The organism is Mycolicibacterium chengduense (genome assembly GCF_033741155.1).
Lineage (GTDB): Bacteria > Actinomycetota > Actinomycetes > Mycobacteriales > Mycobacteriaceae > Mycobacterium.
This window is the reverse complement of sequence record NZ_JAWQNH010000002.1, coordinates 943186-964753: the sequence shown is the minus strand read 5'-3', so window position 1 is coordinate 964753 and position 21568 is coordinate 943186. Positions and strand designations below refer to the sequence as shown.

The 21568-nt window shown below is 68.0% G+C and carries 26 protein-coding genes; 16 read left to right on the top strand and 10 right to left on the bottom strand.

From position 1 onward, the window contains the following. The first annotated feature begins 108 nt into the window (after positions 1–108). Both SBI67_RS10155 and SBI67_RS10150 read left to right on the top strand, forming a co-directional pair. Positions 109–1326, top strand: a complete 1218-nt coding sequence (locus tag SBI67_RS10155) for a DUF7159 family protein (RefSeq protein ID WP_318980395.1) — start codon at positions 109–111, stop codon at positions 1324–1326. Between the two features lie 123 nt (positions 1327–1449). After that, on the top strand, positions 1450–2382 hold the full coding sequence (locus SBI67_RS10150) for a class I SAM-dependent methyltransferase (protein WP_318980394.1): 933 nt from the start codon (positions 1450–1452) through the stop codon (positions 2380–2382). A gap of 4 nt (positions 2383–2386) precedes the next feature. Here the strand turns inward: SBI67_RS10150 and SBI67_RS10145 are convergent, their stop codons facing one another. Continuing rightward, positions 2387–4099: an acyl-CoA synthetase gene (locus SBI67_RS10145; protein WP_318980393.1), complete on the bottom strand. Its 1713-nt coding sequence runs from the start codon at positions 4097–4099 to the stop codon at positions 2387–2389. Between the two features lie 191 nt (positions 4100–4290). On the opposite strand from SBI67_RS10145, the gene fumC reads away from it, so the two are divergent. The 3 genes from fumC (at position 4291) to SBI67_RS10130 (ending at position 8822) form a co-directional block, all read left to right on the top strand. Next, positions 4291–5754, top strand: coding sequence for a class II fumarate hydratase (gene fumC / locus SBI67_RS10140; protein ID WP_318980392.1), 1464 nt, complete (start codon positions 4291–4293; stop codon positions 5752–5754). Continuing rightward, entirely contained in the window at positions 5747–7048 is a 1302-nt protein-coding gene (locus SBI67_RS10135; RefSeq protein WP_318980391.1) for a threonine/serine exporter family protein, read from the top strand. The genes fumC and SBI67_RS10135 overlap by 8 nt, the downstream gene beginning before the upstream one ends. A 121-nt stretch (positions 7049–7169) precedes the next feature. Beyond that, positions 7170–8822, top strand: coding sequence for an NAD-dependent malic enzyme (locus SBI67_RS10130; protein WP_318980390.1), 1653 nt, complete (start codon positions 7170–7172; stop codon positions 8820–8822). 11 nt (positions 8823–8833) lie between these two features. Here SBI67_RS10130 and budA read toward each other — a convergent pair whose 3' ends face one another. From budA to SBI67_RS10110, 4 genes are read right to left on the bottom strand one after another with little or no spacing between them, the layout of a single operon-like run. Continuing rightward, positions 8834–9616: an acetolactate decarboxylase gene (gene budA / locus SBI67_RS10125; protein WP_318980389.1), complete on the bottom strand. Its 783-nt coding sequence runs from the start codon at positions 9614–9616 to the stop codon at positions 8834–8836. A gap of 24 nt (positions 9617–9640) precedes the next feature. After that, positions 9641–11314, bottom strand: coding sequence for an acetolactate synthase AlsS (alsS, locus tag SBI67_RS10120; protein ID WP_318980388.1), 1674 nt, complete (start codon positions 11312–11314; stop codon positions 9641–9643). A gap of 25 nt (positions 11315–11339) precedes the next feature. Further along, on the bottom strand, positions 11340–12224 hold the full coding sequence (locus SBI67_RS10115; protein WP_318980387.1) for a LysR family transcriptional regulator: 885 nt from the start codon (positions 12222–12224) through the stop codon (positions 11340–11342). Positions 12225–12284: 60 nt separating this feature from the next. Next, entirely contained in the window at positions 12285–12998 is a 714-nt protein-coding gene (locus SBI67_RS10110; RefSeq protein WP_318980386.1) for an alpha/beta hydrolase, read from the bottom strand. Positions 12999–13230: 232 nt separating this feature from the next. Here SBI67_RS10110 and SBI67_RS10105 point away from each other — a divergent pair, with 232 nt between their 5' ends. After that, a complete protein-coding gene (locus tag SBI67_RS10105; RefSeq protein ID WP_318980385.1) occupies positions 13231–13803 on the top strand; it encodes a UbiX family flavin prenyltransferase in 573 nt (190 codons plus the stop codon). Positions 13804–13816: 13 nt separating this feature from the next. Further along, positions 13817–15340, top strand: coding sequence for a UbiD family decarboxylase (locus SBI67_RS10100; RefSeq protein ID WP_318980384.1), 1524 nt, complete (start codon positions 13817–13819; stop codon positions 15338–15340). A gap of 151 nt (positions 15341–15491) precedes the next feature. Here the strand turns inward: SBI67_RS10100 and SBI67_RS10095 are convergent, their stop codons facing one another. The 3 genes from SBI67_RS10095 to SBI67_RS10085 form a co-directional block, all read right to left on the bottom strand. Then, positions 15492–15677 carry a hypothetical protein gene (locus SBI67_RS10095; RefSeq protein WP_318980383.1) on the bottom strand — a complete coding sequence of 62 codons (186 nt, stop codon included), beginning with the start codon at positions 15675–15677 and terminating at the stop codon, positions 15492–15494. 141 nt (positions 15678–15818) lie between these two features. Further along, positions 15819–16277, bottom strand: coding sequence for a hypothetical protein (locus tag SBI67_RS10090; RefSeq protein ID WP_318980382.1), 459 nt, complete (start codon positions 16275–16277; stop codon positions 15819–15821). Further along, positions 16274–16921, bottom strand: a complete 648-nt coding sequence (locus SBI67_RS10085; RefSeq protein ID WP_318980381.1) for an RNA polymerase sigma factor — start codon at positions 16919–16921, stop codon at positions 16274–16276. The genes SBI67_RS10090 and SBI67_RS10085 overlap by 4 nt, the downstream gene beginning before the upstream one ends. 81 nt (positions 16922–17002) lie before the next feature. On the opposite strand from SBI67_RS10085, the gene SBI67_RS10080 reads away from it, so the two are divergent. From SBI67_RS10080 to SBI67_RS10045, 8 genes are all read left to right on the top strand, one after another. After that, the gene (locus SBI67_RS10080; protein WP_318980380.1) at positions 17003–17467 is read left to right on the top strand and encodes an Asp23/Gls24 family envelope stress response protein; all 465 of its coding nucleotides are present in this window, start codon (positions 17003–17005) and stop codon (positions 17465–17467) included. Further along, positions 17421–17756, top strand: a complete 336-nt coding sequence (locus tag SBI67_RS10075) for an Asp23/Gls24 family envelope stress response protein (RefSeq protein WP_413232441.1) — start codon at positions 17421–17423, stop codon at positions 17754–17756. The genes SBI67_RS10080 and SBI67_RS10075 overlap by 47 nt, the downstream gene beginning before the upstream one ends. Before the next feature lie 114 nt (positions 17757–17870). After that, positions 17871–18050, top strand: coding sequence for a DUF2273 domain-containing protein (locus tag SBI67_RS10070; protein ID WP_266047830.1), 180 nt, complete (start codon positions 17871–17873; stop codon positions 18048–18050). Next, complete coding sequence (locus tag SBI67_RS10065) at positions 18043–18447, top strand: Asp23/Gls24 family envelope stress response protein (RefSeq protein WP_318980378.1); 405 nt, start codon at positions 18043–18045, stop codon at positions 18445–18447. Before SBI67_RS10070 ends, SBI67_RS10065 begins: the two co-directional genes overlap by 8 nt. Next, positions 18444–19019 (top strand): DUF6286 domain-containing protein, encoded by a 576-nt coding sequence (locus tag SBI67_RS10060; RefSeq protein WP_318980377.1) that lies wholly within the window; start codon positions 18444–18446, stop codon positions 19017–19019. Before SBI67_RS10065 ends, SBI67_RS10060 begins: the two co-directional genes overlap by 4 nt. Continuing rightward, the gene (locus SBI67_RS10055; RefSeq protein WP_318980376.1) at positions 19016–19597 is read left to right on the top strand and encodes an Asp23/Gls24 family envelope stress response protein; all 582 of its coding nucleotides are present in this window, start codon (positions 19016–19018) and stop codon (positions 19595–19597) included. Before SBI67_RS10060 ends, SBI67_RS10055 begins: the two co-directional genes overlap by 4 nt. After that, complete coding sequence (locus tag SBI67_RS10050) at positions 19594–19734, top strand: hypothetical protein (protein ID WP_318980375.1); 141 nt, start codon at positions 19594–19596, stop codon at positions 19732–19734. The genes SBI67_RS10055 and SBI67_RS10050 overlap by 4 nt, the downstream gene beginning before the upstream one ends. After that, positions 19724–19918, top strand: coding sequence for a hypothetical protein (locus SBI67_RS10045; protein WP_024449709.1), 195 nt, complete (start codon positions 19724–19726; stop codon positions 19916–19918). Before SBI67_RS10050 ends, SBI67_RS10045 begins: the two co-directional genes overlap by 11 nt. Positions 19919–19923: 5 nt before the next feature. Here the strand turns inward: SBI67_RS10045 and SBI67_RS10040 are convergent, their stop codons facing one another. Together SBI67_RS10040 and SBI67_RS10035 are read right to left on the bottom strand one after the other, a co-directional pair. Then, positions 19924–20328: a hypothetical protein gene (locus tag SBI67_RS10040; RefSeq protein ID WP_318980374.1), complete on the bottom strand. Its 405-nt coding sequence runs from the start codon at positions 20326–20328 to the stop codon at positions 19924–19926. Between the two features lie 37 nt (positions 20329–20365). After that, positions 20366–20722, bottom strand: coding sequence for an Rv0313 family protein (locus tag SBI67_RS10035; RefSeq protein ID WP_318980373.1), 357 nt, complete (start codon positions 20720–20722; stop codon positions 20366–20368). Positions 20723–20761: 39 nt separating this feature from the next. Here SBI67_RS10035 and SBI67_RS10030 point away from each other — a divergent pair, with 39 nt between their 5' ends. Then, positions 20762–21553, top strand: coding sequence for a nuclear transport factor 2 family protein (locus tag SBI67_RS10030; protein WP_318980372.1), 792 nt, complete (start codon positions 20762–20764; stop codon positions 21551–21553). Positions 21554–21568: the final 15 nt, after the last annotated feature.

Sequence of the window (21568 nt, the reverse complement as noted above, 5' to 3'; positions counted from 1 at the left end):
CATCGATTCGGGCTGTTTTGCCGAGATGCCGTCCATAAGCGAGCAAACTATGCTCGGCGCGGTTGACGACGCGCCGCAGTGACTAACGGGACAGGAGTTGGGTCAGGGGTGAAGGCGGTACTGGGGCTGTCGGTGACTTCGGCCGGTGTCGGCTGGGTTCTGGTCGACGGCGCGGCACCGGAATCGGTCACCCTCGACGATGATTCTTTCGCCGTCGAAACGGTTGATGACCTGCGGTTACGTGGTTTGGCTGCGGTCCGTGGTGCGGAATCCATTGCCACCGCCAGCGGTCACGAGGTGGAGTCGATCGGCGTCACCTGGAGCGATGACGTGGCCGCCCAGGCCACGCAGTTGATCGCCGCCCTCAAAGAAGCCGGCTACGCCGACGTCCGCTCGGTGCCGTTGCCGAATGCCGCCGCGGCACCGTCGGACAGCGCCGCCCACACGGCGGCCGCCCGAGCGGTGACATTGACCGAGGCCGATTTGACGGTGCTGCTCGACGTCGATGTGGAGCCGATGGAGTCCGATCCCGACCTGGACGACGCCGCCACGGTGGCGGTGCCGTTGCCCCCCGAACTTCCGACCACCCGGTTCACCCCGGCCTACGACGCGGCCAAGGCGGTGGCGACCAACGTCGTGCCCGCCTGTTCGGCCGGCGGGGCGGTGCATCGGCTGCGCGGCTGGGTGAAGGATGCTCCACCGGCGCGGCTCGCGTCGATGGCCGGCGCCGCCGCGATCGCCGCGGTGGTCGGACTGCTGGCGGTCGGTTCGCAGTTCGGTGGACCCGACGGGCCCGCGCCACTGTCGACGGGGCATCAGCCGGTCAGTCCGGCCGCGGGGACCTCGCAGATCGTCAGTTCGGTGCCTGTCCCGGCTCCGCCCGCGCAGGAGATGGTCGTGCCGGAGCAGGCGGATCCCGAGCCCGCCGAAGCGCCGGCGCCGGTGTACTCCGAACCGATCATGCCGCTGAACGCCGGCCAGCCCGCCGAGTTCCCGGTCATTCCCGTCGAGATCCCGCAGCAGCAGGCGCCTGAGCAGGCGCCGGCCGCTCCGGTTCCCGCGGTGACACCGTCGGCCCCGCTGCCGCTGGAGCAGGGCACCGGGCCGCTGCCCGGCCCGGCCCCCGCTGCGGTCCCCGCCGAGGTGGCCCCGGCACCTGCTGCGGTGGCACCGGCACCTTCTGCGGTGGCGCCCGCGCCGGCCGCGGTTACCCCGGCTACTGAGCTGCCCCAAGCCCCGCCGGCTCCCGCTCCGGCGCCGGTGGATCCGATTCAGTCGGCCATCAACTCGCTCTTCCCGCCGCCGGCACCGGCACCGGCACCCTGATTTTTTCTGCACCGAAATCGACGAAATGGCGGGTCCCACTCGCACTTTCCCGCCCAAATGTGCATTTCGGCGGCTGGTGGACGCAGGACCGACGCCCCGCACATAAGCGTAGTGTGTCTAACTATGGCACGCACTGACAATGACACCTGGGATCTGGCCTCCAGCGTCGGCGCCACCGCGACGGTGGTGGCCATGCAGCGGGCGGTGGCCACGCGCGGTCCGCGACCCCTGATCTACGACCCCTACGCCGAGCCGTTGGTCTCGGCGGTGGGTGTGGACGCCTTCACTCGGTTCGCGCGCGGGGAGACCGGCGCCGCGGCGGGCACGGCGTTCGATGTGCAGCGGATGTCGGACGGTATCGCCGCGCGCACAAAGTATTTCGACGATTTCTTCACCGATGCCGCTGCCGCGGGCATCCGCCAGATGGTGATCCTGGCCTCCGGCCTGGACGCCAGGGCCTACCGGCTGCGGTGGCCGGCGGACACGGTCGTCTACGAACTCGACCAGCCGCAGGTCGTCGAGTTCAAGACCGGCGTACTGGCCGACCAAGGTGCGGTTCCCGCCGTCGAACACCGGCCCATCGGCATCGACCTGCGCGACGACTGGCCGGCGGCCCTGCGTGCCGCAGGTTTCGATCCGACCCGGCCGACCGCGTGGATCGCCGAAGGGCTGTTGGTCTACCTGCCGCCGGAGGCCCAGGATCGGTTGTTGGACAACATCACCGGTCTCAGCGCCGCGGGTAGCCGCATCGCCGCCGAGAACACCGGGACCATCACGGCCGAAGAACTGCAGGCGATGTCGGAACAGCTGAGCACGGCGCAGCAACAGTGGCGCGACAACGGTGTCGACGGATTCGACGCCGTCGGCCAGATCGATATCGCCGACCTGTTCTATGCCGGTGAGCGCACCGAGTCCGCCGCGTTTCTCGCCGACCGCGGTTGGGATGTCCGGCTGCGCAAGAGTTCCGAGCTGTACGCGGAGTACGGATTGCCGGATCCGGTCGACGGCCTGGCACCGTTCGGTGACATCACCTATCTGACAGGGGTGCTGGGCTGACGGGTCAGGAAGGGGTCGCGGCGGCATCCGTGGCCACCGTCTTGGCCCAGCGGTAGTCCGCCTTGCCCGCCGGGGAGCGCATGATCTTGGGCTGCCGGATGAACGCCTTGGGGACCTTGTATCGGGCGACGGTACGTCCGCATACCTCGGCCAGCTCCTTGTCGGAGGCCGTGGCGCCCTCGGCGATTTGGACGATGGCCACCACCTCGTTGCCCCAGCGTTCGGACGGACGGCCCACCACCACGACGTCGTACACGGCGGGGTGGGCGGCGATGGCGCGCTCGACCTCTTCGACGAAGATCTTCTCGCCCCCGGAGTTGATGGTCACCGAGTCGCGGCCGAGGAGTTCGATCCGGCCGTCGGGCAACACATTTGCCCGGTCGCCGGGCACCGACCAGCGCACGCCGTCGATGGTCGGGAAGGTACGGGCGGTCTTCTCGGCGTCCCCGAGGTATCCCAGCGGGATCAGGTCGCGGCGGGCCAGCCAGCCTGATCCTTCCCCTGGCGACAAGACACGGCTGAAATCCGCGGCGACGACGGCGGTGTCGGGTTGCGGGGTGAAGACCGCAGCGGGCTGCGCATCGGGCCCCGCAGCGGGCTGCGCATCGGATCCAGCAGCGGGCTGCGCATCGGCGGCCGACGTGAAGGTGCTCATCTGGGCGCCCGATTCCGAGGCGCCCACTGCGTCGAGCAGCATGATGTGTGGCAGGGCCTTGAGCAGCCGCGTGCGGACGGTGGGGGACAGCGCCGCGCCGCCATTGGAGACGGTGAACAGCCCGGACAGGTCGTAGGCGCCATTTTCGATTTCATCGACAAGTGGCCGGGCCACGGCGTCGCCCACCACCGGAATGCTCAGCACGCGTTCACGTTCGGCCAGGCGCAGTACGTCGGCGGGGCGCAGCCGTTCCACGTCGTCGGGAATGACGAGCTTGCCGCCCATCGTGATGGCGTTGTAGGCCGCCCACTGCGCGGCGCCGTGCATGAACGGCGGAATCATCAGCATCGACATGGCGCCACCGGCCGAGCGCGCCTTCTCGGCGAGTTCTTCGTAGGACGCCAGGGCATGGTCGCTGCCGAAGGGGCGCCCGCCCATGGATGACAGGAAGATGTCGTGCTGGCGCCACAACACGCCCTTGGGCATGCCGGTGGTGCCGCCGGTGTACAGGATGTACAGGTCGTCACCGGAGGTGGCGGGCAGGCCACCGGGCGGGGTGGGCGTGGCGACGGCCGCTTCGTAGTCCACCGCACCCGGCAGCAGGGCGTGACCGGAGTCGTCGGCCACCTGGACGAGCACCTGCAGGTCCGGAGCGCGGTCGCGGATGGCGGCCACCCGGGGCGCGAATTCGGCGTTGTAGACCAGGGCGCGCGCCTTCGAATCGTTGAGCAGGTAGATCAACTCGTCCTCGACGTAGCGGAAGCTGACGTTGTACGGGGCCACCCGAGCGCGATAACCGCCGATCATCGATTCGAGGTACTCGTTGCCGTTGCGCAGGTAAATGCCGAGATGGTCCTGGCCGGACTGGTGGCCGGCCAGCGCGCCGCGTTCGGCATGCACGCCCAGCCCGGCGGTCACCAGGAAGTTCGCGAAGCCGTCGACGCGCCGGTCGAACTCGGCATAACTGAACCGGCGGTCGCGCCAGACGAGGAACGTCTGCTCGGGCACCGCGGCGGCGACCGTGCCGAAAACGGAGGACAGGTTGAAGCTCACGCCGTTCATGGGAGCCGACCATACATGGCGGCATGGGCTGTATGGCCGAAAGTCCGGTCGGTGATAGGACTTGCCTATGGTGGCCCGCGTGGACTGGTATTGGACACCTGTGCCGGCATTGGACAGTGTGGTAGCCAACCGCTGTGGTAGCCACAGCCTCGTGGTACCAAAGAGCCTCGCCCTGGACAGGAGAACATGACGTGGCCATCGACGATCCCGATTCGCCGCCGACCTATACCGACACGCCGATCGGCATCTCCGCGAGCGGAGTCCGCAGTGAGTTCGACAGCCTCGGCACGGTCGACGTTCCCGCCGACAAGTACTGGGGTGCCCAGACGCAGCGCTCCTTGCAGCACTTCGCCATCGGCAACGACCACATGCCACTGGAGGTCTACCGAGCCTACGGACTGGTCAAAAAGGCCTGTGCCCTGGTCAACGAGAAGGCGGGCCGGCTGGAGCCGTGGCGGGCACGGGTGATCGTGCAGGCCGCCGAAGAAGCCATCGCCGGCAAACTCGACGACCACTTCCCGCTGTTCGTGTGGCAGACCGGGTCGGGCACCCAGAGCAATATGAATGTCAACGAGGTGCTGTCCAACCGCGCCATCCAACTACTCGGCGGACGTCTGGGCAGTCAGGTTCCGGTGGGCCCCAACGACCATGTGAACATGGGGCAGAGCAGCAACGACACTTTCCCCACCGCGATGCACATCGCGACCCTGGCTGCCATCGACGATCATCTGATCCCCCGGGTGCGGGCACTGCACGACGAGATCGCCGCCAAGAGCGCGCAATGGAACAGTGTCGTGAAGATCGGCCGGACTCATCTGGAGGACGCGGTACCGCTCAGCGTCGGTCAGGAATGGTCCGGGTGGGCCGCCCAGTTGCAGGCGTGCCTGGACGATCTCGGACGGGCCAGGACCGGCCTGCTGGAACTGGCTGTCGGCGGTACCGCCGTCGGCACCGGCCTCAACGCCCAGCCCGGGTTCGGCCGCGACGTCGCTGCGACACTGGCCGAACTGACCGGCAAGCCGTACGTGACGGCCCCCAACAAGTTCGCCGCCCTGGGATCACTGGACGCCATGGTGCGCGCGCACGCCGCGGTGCGGGGGTTGGCAGTGGCGTTGATGAAGATCGCCAACGATATGCGTTGGCTGGCTTCTGGGCCGCGCTGTGGTTTGGGCGAACTCGTCCTTCCCGCCAACGAACCGGGATCGTCGATCATGCCCGGCAAGGTCAATCCGACCCAGTGCGAAGCGCTCGTCATGATCGCCATCCAGGTGATCGGCAACGACACCGCCGTCGCGCTGGCGGGCTCGCAAGGCAATTTCGAGCTCAACGCCATGCGGCCGGTGATCATCAACAACGTGTTGCACTCGGTGCGCATCTTGGCCGACGGCTGCGGCAAGTTCCTCGAGTACTCGGTGCAGGGCACCACGCTGAACACCGAACGCATCGAGCGCTACGTGGCCACCAGCGCCATGTTGGTCACCGCGCTCAGCCCGGTCATCGGCTATCAGAACGCCGCGCACATCGCCGAGGACGCCGTCGCCCGCGATGTCACGCTGCGCGACGCCGCACTGGCCTCGGGCAAGGTCACCGCCGAACAATTCGACGCCATCGTGCGTCCCGCGGACATGATCGGTGACGGCGTGGCCGGTGCCTGAGCCCGAACGGCACGACAGCAGCCCCGCCGTCGGACATGATCGACCGGTGGGCGAGGACGGCACCAGGGCACTCGGCGTCATTCTGCGGGCAGCGACGTTGCTGCACGCCAACGGTCAGTCGACCGGCATGACCCTGCTCGCGGCGCAACGTCTCAGCCGCGGGCTGGGCCAGCCCGCCGTCGTGCTGCCGGGCTGGGGTGCGGTGACCGTCTACGACCCCGGTCGAGGTGGGGCGCAGGCGATCACCGCGGCGGCGCAACCTACCGGGGTGAACATGCGGCGGGTGGCCGCGCTGATGCGTGTCATCGACGAGGCCGAGCATCGCGGGGTGCGCCCCGAAGAGCTCGAGCCCGCTCTGGCCGCCGCCGAACGGCTGCCGATATCCGGCACGCCGGCGTTCGCCCTGGCGTGTGCCGCCGGGGCGGGCGCCCTCGCGGTGATCTTCGGCGCGGGTGATCCACTGGTGGTCGCGGTGGTGGCGACGGTCGCCGGGATCGGCGGCGTACTGCGCCGGGTGGTGGCCCGACTGGGGGCCGGCGTGCTGGGCCAGGCTTTCGGCGCTGCGCTGCTCGCCGGGATCGCCGGTGCGGTCGCCGCACATCTCGGCCACGCGGCAGCCATCGGACTCATCGCGGTCTGCCCGGCCATGGTGCTGGTGCCCGGACCGCAGGTCCTGGTCGGTGCGATGGATCTGCTGGCGCTGCGGATACCGCTGGCGCTGGCTCGGCTGGCCTTCTCGGCGCTGGTGCTGGCCACCATCGCGGCGGGCCTGGTGCTCGGGCTGGCCCTGGGCGGGCAGACCTTGCCGCTGAGCTCACCGGCCACCGACGTACCGCTGTGGGCCGACGTGCTGGCCGCCGGGGTGGCTGCGGCCTGCTATCCGGTGTTCTTCGCCATGCCGTACCGATTGCTGGGCTGGCCGATCGTGGTCGGTATGGCCGCCCACGCCGTGCACTGGGCCGCCATCGCCTGTGGGCATGCCGGTCTGCCGGTGGCCGCGCTGGCCTCCTGTCTGCTGGTCGGTGCTGTTCTCACGCCCATCGCCTATCGATTTCACATACCTTTCGCCGCAATCGGTTTCGCGTCGGTGGTGGCTCTGGTGCCCGGGATGTACGTGTTCCGGATGGTCGCCGGTCTGATCGCACTGAGCACCGCCCCCGATCAGCAGTTGCTGCTCGACGTCGCCGTCGACGGGGTGACCGCCGGCGCAATCGTGGCGTGCATGGCAATCGGTTTGGCCCTGCCGACCCGGGTGCGCGACGGCATCCTGGAGCGGCGGATGCGCGCTACATAGGCGACGCCTATGGCCTTGCGGGTGAACAGGTATTGGACACCCGCGGGCCTTTCACGCGAAGGTGGGGAAGAACCGGGCGCTGGGCGTGACGCCCTTGTCCCCCTTGCCGATAGGAGCTGCCATGACATCGTCGGTGTTCCCCCGTATCCCCGAGGCGCTGGCCAATCCGGTGCTCAACCGCGGGACGGCGTTCACCCGCGACGAACGACTTCGGATGGGTCTCACCGGGCGGCTGCCCGCCGGGGTGTTGAGCTTGGAGCAGCAGTCCCAACGGCTTTGGCACCAGCTGGGTGAACTGCCCACAGACCTGGCACGCAACTTGCTGCTCGAGCAGATGCACAATCGCAACGAGACCTTGTACTACCGCGTCATCATGGATCATCTCGCCGAACTGGTCCCGGTGGTCTACGCCCCGACCGTCGGCGATGCCATCGAGTCCTATTCTGACGAATACCGCGGCCAACGCGGCGCCTATCTGTCCATCGATCATCCCGACGAGATCGACTCCACGTTCGACACTTTCGGCCTCGGGTCGGAGGACGTGGATCTCATCGTCTGCAGCGATGCCGAACAGATTCTCGGTATCGGTGACTGGGGGGTCAACGGCATGCAGATCGCGGTGGGGAAACTGGCCATCTACTCCGCCGGTGCGGGAATCGACCCAGCCCGCACGCTTGCAGTCAACCTCGACGTCGGTACCGACAACGAGCGTCTGCGCGACGACCCGTTCTATTTGGGCAACAAGCATCCGAGAGTGCGCGGCGCCCAATACGACGACTTCATCCGCCGCTATATCGAAACCGCGCACCGGCGGTTCCCGAAGGCGTTGTTGCACTTCGAGGATTTCGGACCCGGCAATGCTCGCCGCATCTTGGACAGCTATGGCGCGGACTATCCCATCTTCAACGACGATGTACAGGGCACCGGCGCCGTGGTGATGGCCGCTATCTACTCGGGGTTGAAGGTGACCGGCGGTGCGATCAAGGACCAGACGATGATCGTGTTCGGGGCCGGGACCGCCGGTGTGGGCATCGCCGACAAGCTGTGCGACGCCATGATCGCCGATGGCGCCAGCCCCGAGCAGGCCCGCGCCAACATTTGGTTGGTGGACCGGCCGGGGCTGTTGTTCGAGGACAGCGACGGGCTGCGGGAATTCCAGGCGCCGTACCTGAAGAACCGCGAAAGGCTCGGGGTGCCGCCTGGCACCGGTGTCGACCTGGTGCACACCATCGCCATGGCGACACCCACCATCCTGTTGGGCGCCTCCACCGTGCACGGTGCCTTCGACCAGCAGGTCATCGAGCAGCTCTGCGCTGTCACGCCGCGGCCGATGGTGTTCCCCATCTCCAATCCCACCTCGCGCATCGAGGGCTTGCCCGCCGACATCATCCGGTGGTCCGGCGGAACTGCCCTCATCGCGGCGGGAATCCCCTCGGCACCTGTCGATTTCGGCGGGGTCACCTACCACTTTGGCCAGGCGAACAACTTCCTGGTGTTCCCGGGCTTGGGGCTGGGGGTCACCGTATCCGGCGCCACCCGGGTCACCGACGGCATGCTTTTCGCCGCGGGCAAGGCCGTCGCCGAACATGTCGACATCGACACCCCGGGTGCGGCGATGCTGCCCGACGTCCGTGAGATTCGCCAGGTGTCGGCGACCGTCGCCGAGGCGGTCTATGTCGCCGCGCATGCCGACGGCGTGGCGCGCCGGGCCCACGACAACCCTGCGGACGCCATCGCGTCGGCGATGTGGCAACCGGCCTACGGCCGGGTCTGATCCGCGGCGGGTCAGCCACCGCCCTCGGCATGCCGGATCTGTGCCCCGATGTCTCCACCGTCGAGCTCGGCGGTCAGGAAGGCGCCCGTGGTGGGCAGTCGCAGATGCAATTCGGAGGCGGTGCTGATCGCGATGCGCCCGCTGCGCAGCGCGAACTCCAGGACGTGCCCGCCGCCGGTGTGGGTGTCGTTCAGAAAGTGCAGGTGATAGCCGGCGACCGCGATGCCCTGCTCGAAATCCGGTGTGCGGAAGCCGATTATGGTGCCGGCGACCGGTGCGAACACCATCTCGGCCTGATGGTCGCTGACCTCGGCGAGCGGTGGGTAGGGGCGTGTCTGCGCGGCTACGGTCCGGGTGCGCACCGTGTCGAACGAGCCGGTGATCGCGATGGCGTGGATCAGATTGGGACTGCTGACGGCCGAGTCGATCAGCGCGAACACCGCCGCACGGTCGGTGGCGGTGTCGACGGTGAGGGTGGTCTGCGCGCGAAACCAGGTGACGGCGGCGAACGGGGTGCGATCGTCGGGCTCGGCCCGGCTGGCGCTGCCGTCGGCCCGTAAGTGGTAGCAGACCCCGTCGAGAATCACCATCTCGCCGTCGAGCCGGTCGAAGGTCCCGAGACCGAAATCGCCGTGGCGCAACAGTTCTGCGATGGTGATGTCACCGTCGTAGACGCCGTCGAGCAACGCGCTGATGGTGGAGGACTGATAGACCTCAGGGGTCTCGGGGCGGTGCATCGCCATCCGCCGCACCCACGCGGCGAGATGCTCGAACCGGGAATGGCCGGTGCTCATGTCCTCATCCTCCAGGTCGGTCGGTCACTCGAACATCCCGTCGTGAAGCTCGGCGGCCAGTGCGGTGTTGCGGCTGTAGTCGACCGGCACGTCGATCACGGACGGACCACGCTCGGCCAGTGCACTGGTCAACGCCGCCCCGAATCCGTCGAGCGAGTCGACCCGGTATCCGCGCGCGCCGAACGCGGCCGCGTAGGCGGTGACATCGTAATCACCCAACTGGACACCGGACTTACGGCCATACTTCAGCATCTCCTGGAAGCCGACCATGTCATAGCTGTTGTCGCGCAAGATGATATGGGTGAAATCGAGGCCCAGCCGGGCCGCTGTCTCCAGCTCCTGAGCCGAGAACAAGAATCCCCCGTCGCCGGAGATGGACACCACCTGGGTGCCGGGACGGACCATGGCCGCGGCCATCGCCCAGGGCAGCGCGACGCCGAGGGTCTGCTGGCCGTTGGAAAACAGCAGTCGCCGTGGTTGATAGACCCGGAAGTGGCGGGCCATGTAGATGTACACCGAACCGATATCGCAGGCGATGGTGGCCTCGTCGTCGAGCTGAGCACGCAAGGCCAGTACCACGGCCGTGGGGTTGAGTCCCGATCCGTCGGTGGGCAGGGCACATTCGGTGGTGTCGATATTCGCCAGGGCGCGGCGATGCCGGGCGATGTCCTCGGTGAAGTCCGGTTGCAGCGTGAGTCCGGACAGCAGCCTGGTGAGTTCGACCAGGGTGCCCGCGATGTCGCCGCGCAGTTCCGCGGCGGGCTGGTAGTGATTGTCGATATCGGCGGGCAGGGAATCGATGTGCACCACGGGGCGCCGGGGATCGTGGTTCCACAGGGCGGGGTCGTATTCGACGGCGTCGTAGCCGACGGTGATGAGCACGTCAGCCTGCGCGACCAGGAGATCACCGGGCTGATTGCGGAACAGGCCGATCCGGCCCAGGTAGTGCTGCTCGAGCTCACGGGAGATCACGCCGGCCGCCTGGAAGGTTTCGACGACGGGCAGTCCGGTGGACCCGACCAGATCACGTAGTGCGGCGCAGGCGTGCGGATCCGCGCCGCGGCTGCCGACGAGCAGGGTGGGCCGACGGGCGCCGCGAATGGTTGCCGCCGCAGACCGGATCGCCTCCAGGGGCGCGCCGGCGAGGGTCGGCAGCGGGTGTGGTGCCGTCGGGGCGGCTGCCGTGGGAGTGCTGAGCACATCGGCGGGTAAGACCAGGGCAGCCGCTCCCTGCGGTTCGGTCAACGCAGCGCGGAAAGCGTTCACGGTGGCCTCGGCGGCGTTGTCGGGATGGTTGACTTCACCGGTGTACTTGGTCACCGAGGCGAGAAACGCTGCCGCATCCATCGACTGGTGGGTGCGCTTGAGCCGATCGGTACGGGCCACCGCGCCGCACAGGGCCACGATGGGATCCTGCTCGGTGTTGGCGGTGAGGAGCCCGGTGGCCAGGTTGGTGGTACCCGGACCGGAGGTGACTACCACGACGCCGGGCCGACCCGTGAGTCGGCCGATGGCGCCGGCCATGAATGCGGCGTTCTGTTCGTGTCGGCACACCACGACCTCGGGCCCACCGTCGGCCAGGGCGTCGTAGACGGCATCGATCTTGGCGCCGGGCACGCCGAAGACATACGGGACGCCGTAGGCGGTGAGCACGTCGACGATCCGCTGCGCGCTGCGGATGGCGGGCTGGTCGGTCATAGGGTCCTCTCGGTGCAGGAGCCGGTCAGCTGGTCGTGTCGTGACGCAGTTCCAGGAATGCCCGCAACACGGCGGAGGCGGGAATATCGTTGCGCCACACCAAGATCTTCTCGAACTCGATGACGGGATCGATACCTCGGATAGTCAAGCCGGTACCGAGGAGGGCGGGGTCGGAGCGAACACTGAGCGCGATGCCGAGACCCTTGCCGGCAAACGCGACCTGCAGCCGCACGTCGTTGGCGGCATAGTTGGCCCGCAGCGCCACCCCAGCCGCGGCCGCCGCCCGGTCGATCCCGGCGCGCAACGCGCTGGTGCGGGGATAGGTGATGATCGGATATGGCGCGAGATCGCCCATCGGCACCGGGTCGACGTCGCCCAGCGGGTACACCGCCGGGTCGTAGACCGCGACGATGTGGTCGCTGAACATCGGCGCCGCGGTGATCGTCGACGGCAGCGGATCGACCGGGCGCGCGATGACCGCTGCGTGCAACTGGTTCTGTAGCACCATGTCCAGCAATGGCCGGCTGGGCGCCTCCGCGACCTCGATATCGATGCCGGGGTACTTCGCGCGGAGCGCGCCCAGCAAGTGCGGAACGGTGGTGTGCTCCACGCCGCCACCGGTGCCGATCCGAAACTCGCCCCGCAACAGGCCGGCCCGCGCGGAAAACTCCGCCTTGGCGTCGTTGGCTGCGGTCACACATTGCCGGGCATACGGCAGCAGCAGTTTGCCGCCGTCGGTCAGCACGGTGCTGCGCTGGGTGCGATCGAACAGTGCCTCACCCAGTTCCCGTTCCAGCGCCTGGATCTGTGCGCTGATCGACGGTTGGGTCACGAAGCACTTCTGCGCGGCCCTGGTGAACGAACCCTCCTCGGCGACCGCGATGAAGTACTCCAGTGTTCTCAACTCCATGTGGGGAAACAATGCCCGATAGGAGCATCCTGAAGCCACTCCGGTGGTTGCCGGAGTGGCTCAGCCGAGCGCGACGAGGATTTCACGGATGGTGTCGATCACGAACGCCGGTTGCGACAGCATCACCAGGTGCGACGAGTCGACCTCGCGGATGGCGGCGCCGGCCCGTTCATAACCGAACCGCTGCACCTCGGGCCGTAAACCCCGGTCCGAGCGGCAGAGCACCCCCCAGGTGGGCCGGTCGCGCCAGGCTGCGGTGGTGGCCGGCTCGTCGAACGCGACACCGGCCAACGGGCGTTGCGACACGGCGAGCACCGAGGCCAGCGCCGGGTCGACGTCGGCGGCCAGGATATCGGCGAATCTGGCGGCGTCGACGGTGAAGTCGATGCCGCCGGGGGCGCTCGCAGTCGGCGGATATGGTGCCTGGAGCAATGCGGCCGGTAGCTCCGAATCGGGGAATCTGCCCTGCATCTCAGCCAAGCTTTCGCCTTCGGCCAAGGCGTAACCCGCGAGGTAGAGCAGGGCCACGACATTGTCGGCGCTGCCGGCCTCGGTGATCACCGCGCCACCGTAGGAGTGACCGACCAGCAGCACCGGACCGTCGATCGCGGTCACCACGGCGCGGACCGCTGCGGCGTCGCTGATGAGACCGCGGTTGGGAACGGCGGCCGCGGTGACGGGGATACCCGCCTCCAGCAGTGCCTTGGTGACGGGCTGGAAGGTCGACGCATCGGCGAAAGCGCCGTGCACGAGCACGACGGAGGGGATAGGCATCAAGGACACTCTCCATTCGAGCCGGTTTGCCGTCAAGCCTGAGTGACCGAAACAACTTGCGTCCAATAGGGTTTCACGATGGTCGGATAGGAAAATCCGATGACTGTGCGCCTGCCATCGGAGAACCCGATGCCGACCGGTGGTGTTTTCTATTGGACGCCGCATCATCGCGCATCGCAGACTTCTCGACACCGATGAGTGCACCCGCTCGCGGGGAACACGGGAGCCTATTGTGACGCGCAGAGTGGTCGTAGGGATGTCCGGCGCCAGCGGCGTTGCCTATGGCATCCGACTCCTTCAGGTACTGCGCAGCCAACCCGATATCGAAACGCATCTCGTGATGTCCTCGGCGGCCAAACGTACGTTGGCAACCGAGACGGACAGTGCGTCAAGCGAAGTCGAGGATCTTGCCGATGTGGTGCACCGGAACACCGATGTCGGGGCGTCCATCTCATCCGGATCGTTCCGTATCCACGCGATGATCGTGGCGCCGTGCTCGATCAAAACCGCGGCCGGTATCGCGACGTCCTACACCGACAACCTGCTGTCGCGCGCCGCCGATGTCGCGCTCAAGGAGCGCCGCCGGCTGGTGTTGCTGGTGCGCGAAACACCGTTACATGTGGGGCATCTGCGCATGCTCACCCTGCTGGCCGAGGCGGGGGCGGTCATCATGCCCGCGACGCCGGCGTTCTACCACCGGCCCAGCTCGGTGGACGAGATCGTCGACCAGACCGTCAATCGCGTCTGCGACCTCGCCGATATCGAACTGGCCCATGACCTCTTTCCCCGCTGGGTCGGGGCCTAGGACAGGAGACACCGTGCCCGCACGCGTCGACCGCGCGAAGATCCCCCGCAGCTACCGGCAGTACCTGGCCCTGATGAAGGAGATGGGTGAGCTCGTCGAGATCGACGACGAGGTCGACTGGAACCTGGAGATGGGCGCGATCTTCCGGCATGCGGCCGAAACATGTGCACCCATGCCCGTTTTCAACGTCGTCAAGGATGCCGCGCCGGGCTTTCGGGCCGCGGACTGGGGGATGGGGAAGAGCTCGTTCCCCGGGCAGCCCTGGCGGCGGCTGGCCGTCATGCTGGGTCTACCACCCGAGACACCGTTGATGGACATCCAGGCGGCCTATATCGAGGCCAAACAGAACGGCGCCGCGCACCCGCCGCGAATCGTCGAGGCTTCGGAGGCGCCGTGCAAACAGAACAGGTGGGTGGGTGACCAGATCGACCTCAACCGCATCCCCGCGCCGTTGGCCCACGACGGTGACGGCGGCCGCTACCTGCAGACGGCGGGCCTGAACATCACCCAGACCCCGGACGGCCGCTGGACCAACTGGTCCACCAACCGCGCGGTCATCCTGGACGCACAAACGATGACGGGCCAGTGGTGGCCCAAACAGCACAACGGCATGATCTGGTCGATGTGGCGCGAACAACAGCGGGACATGCCGTGGGCGTGCGCGCTGGGCGTCAGTCCGGTGGCCGCCACGCAGGCCGCATCGCGCATCCCGGCCTGGGTCGACGAATACGACGTGGCCAGCGCCCTGCTCGACGAACCTCTCGACATGGTCCAATGCGAAACCAGCGGCATCCTGGTTCCGGCCGATGCCGAGATCGTGATCGAAGGCATCGTCGAGTTCGGCACCAGCGAACCCGAGGGCCCGTTCGGCGAGTACCCCGGCTACCTCCCCGACGAGACCACCTCGTTCCCGCGGCAGAAGGTCACGTGTGTCACGTTCCGGGACCGCCCGATCCTGCCGATGTCGATTCCTGGTGTTCCCATCGACAACTGCCACGTCAGCATGGGGTTCTTCATCTCGTCGGATTCGGTGATCGCCCTGCGCGCGGCCGGGCTGCCCGTCATCGACGGCATCTATCTGTTCGAATCGGCGATCCTGTGGTTCGTGGTCCGGGTGCCCACCGATTGGCACCAGCGTACCGGTTGGACACTCGACGAGTTCATGAAGCGCATCGGCACCACCTTCTGGACGCAGCACGCCGGCGACACGGTGACCAAGATCCTGGTGGTAGGGGAGGACATCGACCCCTCGGACGTACAACAGGTGGTGTGGGCGTTTGCCTCCCGCAACCATCCGACGTTCACCACTTACTACTTTCCCGAGCTGCATGCGTTCGGGGACGGCATCGAGTCCTACCATGTCAGCCGCGAACTCGCCGAGAACCGAGGTAGCTCGCTGGTGATCTACGCCTGCCTGGAGAACGCCGACCGGGTAGGGCGCCCGGCAAAGCGGGTGATGTCCTTCGAGCAGAACTATCCCGCACCGGTCAAACAGAAGGTGCTCGACAACTGGGCCCGCTGGGGTTTCACCTCGTAACCCACGGCGCACCAGACAAGTTCGGGCGCAGCGGACTGGCGGCCCTTCCTTCGGCGCCGCGGGTACGGGAAAGCCCGGTCAATGTCGAATGCCTTGCGAGCCAGGTGATGCGGCCGGAGCGCTATTCAAAATGGTTCGGCGGCAAGAGAAGTCATGCCGTGCGTCGCAGCCGCAGCACATCACGCTGCACGCAGCCGATGCGGTCGGCGGCTTCGGCCACTGACAGCGTCGGGTCCAGCAGGATTTTCAATTCTGCTGGCGAGAACGAAGGTTCGACTTCCCAGGGCGCGTGGTCCCAGCCCGCGTCTTCGAAGCCGGAGAACAGTCCTTTGCTCAACTCATTGCCTGTCGGTGTTGTTGGCTGCCGCTGTCTTCGATGAAGCGAATTAGATGGCGTACTCCAGACGGTACGCAACTTTCAGTCTAGGGCACGGTCGCCGCGGGCGCAGGGGCCGCGTCGCTGCGCGCCGCACCGGCGTCAACCCAGCGGATCGCCGTCCACGACATCGGTGATGGTCACGTCGATCGGTCCGGCCGCCCCGCGCCCGCTGTCGTCGAGATCGTCGAGGATCTGCCGCACCGTGTCGAGCACCGTGCGTCGGATGTCATCGCCGAGCTCGCGCAATTGGGTGCCGTAGCTACCGGTGACGTCGATGTCGATGGCGCGCAGCACCGCACCGTCGAGGGTGAACGCGATGCGCGTCGGTTGGCAGACGAACTTGCGGCGCAACTCCCTGGCCAGCAGGCTGCGCAGGGCCTGATCGCTGATATAGACCGCGCCACCGGCGGCATCGCGCGACGCCCTGACGGGCCAGCCGACGCGGGACGCGGCATGCACCGCGGCCCGCACCGTGGAACTGATGGCATCCCAGCCGGGCTCGGGCACCGTCCGCAGATACGAGGCCGCACGGTGCAGGAAGGGATCGGCTTCCGTCACTGCCACCTCCTCAACAGAACTCGTAACGTCTTGGTCGCCCGCAGATGGTGGCCGCGCACGGCATCGGGGCTGAGCTGGAGCACTTCACCGATCTCTGGGAATGTCATCAACTCGATCTCCCGCATCATCCAAACCGCCCGTTGGCGCACCGGCAACTCACCGAGCGCCGTTTCCAGGGCATCCAGGAACGCGGCGTTGGAGGCTGCCGTGAACGGGTCGGCCGCGGTGTCCGGTCCGGCCAGGGGTTCCAGTACCCAGTCTTCGACCGGTTTAGCCCTCTTGAGCCGGTGGGTGTCGGCGATCTTTCGGTAGCAGATCGCGAAAAGCCAAGTGCGCAAAGACGATGCGCCGCGAAAGCTGCCGATCTGTCGCCATGCGGCCACGAAGGTGTCCTGCACGACGTCGGCGACATCGGCTTCCGCGGCGAGCATCCGGCGGGCATACCGGTACAGCACCGGGCCATATCGATTGACGATGGCGTCAAAGGCCTCCCGGTCGCCGAGCGTCGCGGCGACCCGTAAGGCCTCATCGTCGGCGTCGCGTAGGTCGCCTTGGGTTGGCGCTATCACCACACTCCGCTCTCCGGTCGCGCTTCGCCGTTCCCAAAAATATAGGTCCTGGTTAGAGTCACCGGTATCCGGCATGTGTCGCGCATCACGTCGGAGCGACGTTCGGTTTGGGGTCGTTGCCCCGACTACCCCTATGTTGCAGTCGGAAGGAGAGCGATGATGACCAGCGCACAGACCGATATCGAGACCTCGGGCAAGGAAGTCAGTCCGTATCAGGGATCACCCCTGGTGAGTTCGCAGGGCAAGACGACGATCGCCGACGTCGTGGTGTCCAAGATCGCCGGAATCGCCACCCGCGAGGTCAGTGGCGTGTACGACCTCGGCGGCGGCGCGTCTCGGATGGTGGGCGCCCTGCGGGAACGGATCCCCGGCGCCAGCGTCAACCAGAGCCAGGGTGTCTCGGTCGAGATCGGTGAGAAGCAGGCGGCCGTCGATATCGACATCGTCGCCGAGTACGGAGTGGCCATCGCCGATCTGGCCGCCGGTATTCGGCGCAATGTGATCGCCGCGATCGAACGGATGACCGGGCTCGAGGTGACCGAGGTGAACATCACCGTGCACGACGTGCACATCGATGGCGACGGGGCCGACGACGACGCGACACCCGCCCGTGTCCAGTGACGACGCCGAACGCATTGCCGAGGCGGTGACCGCTGTCGATGGGGTGGCCGCCCTGCACGCCGGCATGTTCGGCGAAGTGGCCACCTATCTGCCCGGGCGCCGGGTGCCGGGTATCCGCATCGGACCCGACCGCGTCGACGTCCATGTGAGCCTCGCGCTGGATGCGCCGGTTCGGGCCACCGCGTCGGCCATCCAGGCCGCGGTCGGCGCCATCACCGACCTCCCCGTAGACGTCACCGTCGAAGATCTCGTGCCCGTGACACCGGCGTCCGGCCGCGATCTCCGATAGTGCGCCGGGTGGCGGCGCGGCGAGGGGCGCGCCGCCACCCATCTATCGTGAATCCATCTGTGCCAGTACTAGTTTCTGTGCCAGCACTACGTTGTCCTGCGGAAGGGGCGCATCATGACCTCATCGACTCTGGGGTTGGTTGCCGGACTCCTGCTCGGCGTCGCCGCGGCGGCCGGCGGGCTGTGGGGTTTTCTCATCGCGGTGCTGCTCGGCGCGGTGGGTTACCTGATCGGCGCACACCGCGACGGTGAACTCGATCTGAGCGCGCTGCTGCGCGGCCGTGGCCGTGACTGACTGCGAACCCGACGCGACCAGCAAGACCGACGAAGGCCACCGCGACCCCGATGACGGCGCCGATCGCGGCACCCTGACGGTGCGGGAAAAGGTTGCCCAGCGGCTGGCCGTGCGGGCCGCCCTCGACATACCGGACGTCCTGCCGTTCACGCCGGGGCTGACCAAGATCGCCGGCCGATCGCTGCCGCAGGCCCAGCTGACCGTCGCCGGAAACCGCGTCACTGCCCATCTGAAGATCGCCGTCGCCTGGCCGGCCCCGGCCGTGGAGGTTGCTTCCGCGGTTGCGCGCAACGTCGCGCACACCCTGTCCACCATGGCCGGGCTGCACGTGGACCGCGTCGACGTCACGGTCGAGCAGCTCACCACCACCACCACCGATATGAAGAGGGTCCAATGACGACCGCCGATGCCGCTCCGCTACCCGCACCCGGCCGAGTTCCCGTGGCCACCGCCACCGCCCGGTACATCGGGGTGGTCCTGGCGGTGGCGTTGCTCGCCGCGGGTGTCCTCGCGGTGCGCGAAGCCGGTGTCATGCTCGGCTGGATGACCGGCACCTCCTGGATCGGCGCCGCCGTCGCCGCCGCCGACGGGCTGCACAGTCAATGGTGGATGGTGCCGGCCGGAGCGGTCGCGCTGGCCGCCGGGTGTTGGCTGGTGTTCTCGGCGCTGCGGCCCCGGCGCAAAACCGCGATCGCCGTCGACGCATCGGCGGCGGTGTGGATGCGGCCGCGCGATGTGGCCCGACTGGCCTCCCATGCCGCCGCGGCCGTACCCGGCGTCGAGGTGCTGCGCGCGGAGGCAACCCGCCGCAAGGTGACCCTGTACGTCGGCCTCACCGGGGCCGAATCCGGAGCTTCGGCCGGCGGAGCGGCCAAGGGCGCCGTCACCGCCGCGGTCGGCAGCGCCACCGAGATTCTGCGGCCGCCGCCGCGGATCGCGGTGCGGATCGGCACGAGTACCTCGGCATGAGCATGCGCTCGAACGATCTGCTGGACCGGGCCGCCACACTTGTCGCGGGCCTGGCGTTGGCCGCGATCGGAGCCCTGGCCGTGCTGTGGCCCACGCACGCGGTACGCCGCATCCCCGACGAGATCAGCACGGGCCCGCTGGTGCGTGTCACCACGTCGACCTGGTGGCCCTGGGGGCTCGCCGGCGCGGGAGTGCTGCTGGTGCTGATCGGACTGGTCTGGCTGGTATCGCACGTGCCGAGCCGCAAGGCGCCGGTGCTGCGGGTGCCCGGCACCGCCGACCTGGGCGTCATCACGGTGAACCTCGACGGGGTGGCGTCGGCGGCGGCTTCCGCGCTGGAACGAGAACCGGATGTGCAGTCCGCCAAAGGCAAAGCTGTCACCGATCGCGGCATCGCGACCGTCGAACTGACCGTCACGGTCGCGCACCCGGCCGGGCTGTCCGGCGTCATCACCGCGGTGAACGCCACGTCTGCCGACATTGCCCGCGCCACAGGCACTTCCGCGTTGGCAGCCCGGACGGTGCTGCAGGTCGCCAAGGCCGGCGTCGCGTCCCGGAAGTCGCGGAATCTCGAATGACACGGTTGACCACGGATGCCGTGATCGCCGCGCTGTTCGCGGGCGCGGTCATGCTGGGCATCCTCCTGCGCAGACTCGGCCGGCTGGTCGATCGGCCGAAGAACCCAACCCCGCACAAGGAGTCCCATGCCCGGTAGCGATGACCACGGCGAGCAGCTGTTCGCCTGGGCCGTTCTGGCACCGGTGCTGATCCAGCACTACTCGATCGTCGTACCCAGCGACCTGAAGGTATCGGTGTGTGCATGTTCGCCGGGCGTGCGCCGCAGCATCGACGACTGGGCGCGGCACGTCAGCGATCAGGTCGCCGCGAGCATCGGATGAGCCGGTCAGGCGGGGAAGAACCCGTCACCGGTGAAGAAGCCGGGCTGCCAGCCCTGTGCACCCAGGCACAACATCGGCTTGCCGTCGGGGGATTGCGCAGCGGCCTGCGGCCCGGGGCAGGGGGCACCGGTTTGCTGCACCCCGTAGAGCGGATAGGACGGCATCCAGAAGCCGGTGTACACCGGGGGCCACTGGTTGGGCACCCAACGGCACATCATGGCCTGGCCGCCGGGACCGCGTCCGAACGTGAACAGCTGATAGTTGTCGCACGGCGCGCCCGATGAGGCGTCGTAGTTCATGCCCGGCACGTCGCTGGGATAGCGGCCGGGGTCGTCATCGGCAAACGCCGGCGCGGCCACTCCGAGCGCAGCAACCGCAATCGTCGCCGCCACGGTCAGTTCACGCATCATCCGGCAAAGCTTAGTGGGAACGCGAAACGTGCACGGGCTATTCGGGAGCGTCGAGCACGCTCACCGCGATGCCGTAGGGCAGGAACCGCACCCTTCGGGCCGGGTCGGTGTTGTTCTTGTTGGCCCGCAACGCCTCGAGTTCGCTGGGATACACCTCCTCGATATGGGCTCCGCCCGTGTCGTCGACGGTGTAGATGGCCCACACACCGTCACCGGTGTCGCCGGTGGTCTCCGGTCGGGTCGGTCGCGACTGCGCGGTGAACTGGTCGATCAGCGTGGACCAGCCGGCGCGTTTGCCGAACCGATCGAGTGCGTCGCGCAGCCCCTCGCCGGCCTCGCGGGCCAAGCGGTCGAAGTCTTCGGGGTCGATGCCGAACGGCCCGTTCTGGCTCATTGCCGTCCTCCTTCGCACAAGGGTGGTAAACGAAAGGATATGTCGACAACACGCCTGGCGGTTCTGACCACGGTCGAACGTTCCCCGGCCGCGGCCGCCACCCACGACCGGGAGGGCTGGGTCGGGCTGTTCACCGCAGACGGATGGGTGCAGGATCCGGTGGGCTCGCGCGCCCATGTCGGCCACGACCAGCTGCGGCGGTTCTACGACACCTTCATCGGTCCGCGGGCCATCACGTTCCACCGCGATGTCGACATCGTCGTCGGGACCACGGTGCTGCGGGATCTGGTTCTCGAGGTCGCGATGGGTCCTGCGGTCACCATGCGCATCCCGGCGATGCTGCGCTACGACGTGCGCCACGACGGCGGCGAGTTGCGGATCGCTGCGTTGCGCGCCTACTGGGAACTGCCCGCGATGGCGCTGCAGTTCGCCCGCGCCGGGGTGGCCGCGGCGCCGGCGGGGCTGCGGTTGACGGGCGCGCTGCTGCGCAACCAAGGCCCGGCCGGCGCGCTCGGCTTCGCCGCGGGTATGCCCGGCGTCGGGGCGCGTGGCAAACGACTGCTGTCCGAGTTGCTCGCCGACGCCGCCGCCGGGGACGAGGTGGCGGTGAAACGGCGCATCGGCGCCGGACTGCAGCTGACCGCGGGTGACGGCGACCCGATGCCGCAGGCCGAGCTGGTCGGGCTGCTCGCCGGGGCGCAGACCCGCACGCTACTGGCGGCGGGACGCAGTGTGGCCGCGCGCGTCCGCGGCGAGCGCGACGTCGTGTTGATCGGACAGTTCGGCTCCCGGCCGACCGCCCTGCACCGACTGCGGGTGTTCGCCGAATAGTGCGGGCATGAGACG

Bases quoted from the DNA above. Each gene is read 5' to 3' on its own strand.
- SBI67_RS10150 (WP_318980394.1), top strand. From the start codon at position 1,450: ATGGCACGCACTGACAATGACACCTGGGATCTGGCCTCCAGCGTCGGC.
- SBI67_RS10145 (WP_318980393.1), bottom strand. From the start codon at position 4,099: ATGAACGGCGTGAGCTTCAACCTGTCCTCCGTTTTCGGCACGGTCGCC.
- SBI67_RS10130 (WP_318980390.1), top strand. From the start codon at position 7,170: ATGACATCGTCGGTGTTCCCCCGTATCCCCGAGGCGCTGGCCAATCCG.
- budA (WP_318980389.1), bottom strand. From the start codon at position 9,616: ATGAGCACCGGCCATTCCCGGTTCGAGCATCTCGCCGCGTGGGTGCGG.
- alsS (WP_318980388.1), bottom strand. From the start codon at position 11,314: ATGACCGACCAGCCCGCCATCCGCAGCGCGCAGCGGATCGTCGACGTG.
- SBI67_RS10115 (WP_318980387.1), bottom strand. From the start codon at position 12,224: ATGGAGTTGAGAACACTGGAGTACTTCATCGCGGTCGCCGAGGAGGGT.
- SBI67_RS10110 (WP_318980386.1), bottom strand. From the start codon at position 12,998: ATGCCTATCCCCTCCGTCGTGCTCGTGCACGGCGCTTTCGCCGATGCG.
- SBI67_RS10085 (WP_318980381.1), bottom strand. From the start codon at position 16,921: ATGCCGGATACCGGTGACTCTAACCAGGACCTATATTTTTGGGAACGG.
- SBI67_RS10080 (WP_318980380.1), top strand. From the start codon at position 17,003: ATGATGACCAGCGCACAGACCGATATCGAGACCTCGGGCAAGGAAGTC.
- SBI67_RS10075 (WP_413232441.1), top strand. From the start codon at position 17,421: ATGGCGACGGGGCCGACGACGACGCGACACCCGCCCGTGTCCAGTGAC.
- SBI67_RS10070 (WP_266047830.1), top strand. From the start codon at position 17,871: ATGACCTCATCGACTCTGGGGTTGGTTGCCGGACTCCTGCTCGGCGTC.
- SBI67_RS10060 (WP_318980377.1), top strand. From the start codon at position 18,444: ATGACGACCGCCGATGCCGCTCCGCTACCCGCACCCGGCCGAGTTCCC.
- SBI67_RS10055 (WP_318980376.1), top strand. From the start codon at position 19,016: ATGAGCATGCGCTCGAACGATCTGCTGGACCGGGCCGCCACACTTGTC.
- SBI67_RS10050 (WP_318980375.1), top strand. From the start codon at position 19,594: ATGACACGGTTGACCACGGATGCCGTGATCGCCGCGCTGTTCGCGGGC.
- SBI67_RS10045 (WP_024449709.1), top strand. From the start codon at position 19,724: ATGCCCGGTAGCGATGACCACGGCGAGCAGCTGTTCGCCTGGGCCGTT.
- SBI67_RS10040 (WP_318980374.1), bottom strand. From the start codon at position 20,328: ATGATGCGTGAACTGACCGTGGCGGCGACGATTGCGGTTGCTGCGCTC.
- SBI67_RS10035 (WP_318980373.1), bottom strand. From the start codon at position 20,722: ATGAGCCAGAACGGGCCGTTCGGCATCGACCCCGAAGACTTCGACCGC.
- SBI67_RS10030 (WP_318980372.1), top strand. From the start codon at position 20,762: ATGTCGACAACACGCCTGGCGGTTCTGACCACGGTCGAACGTTCCCCG.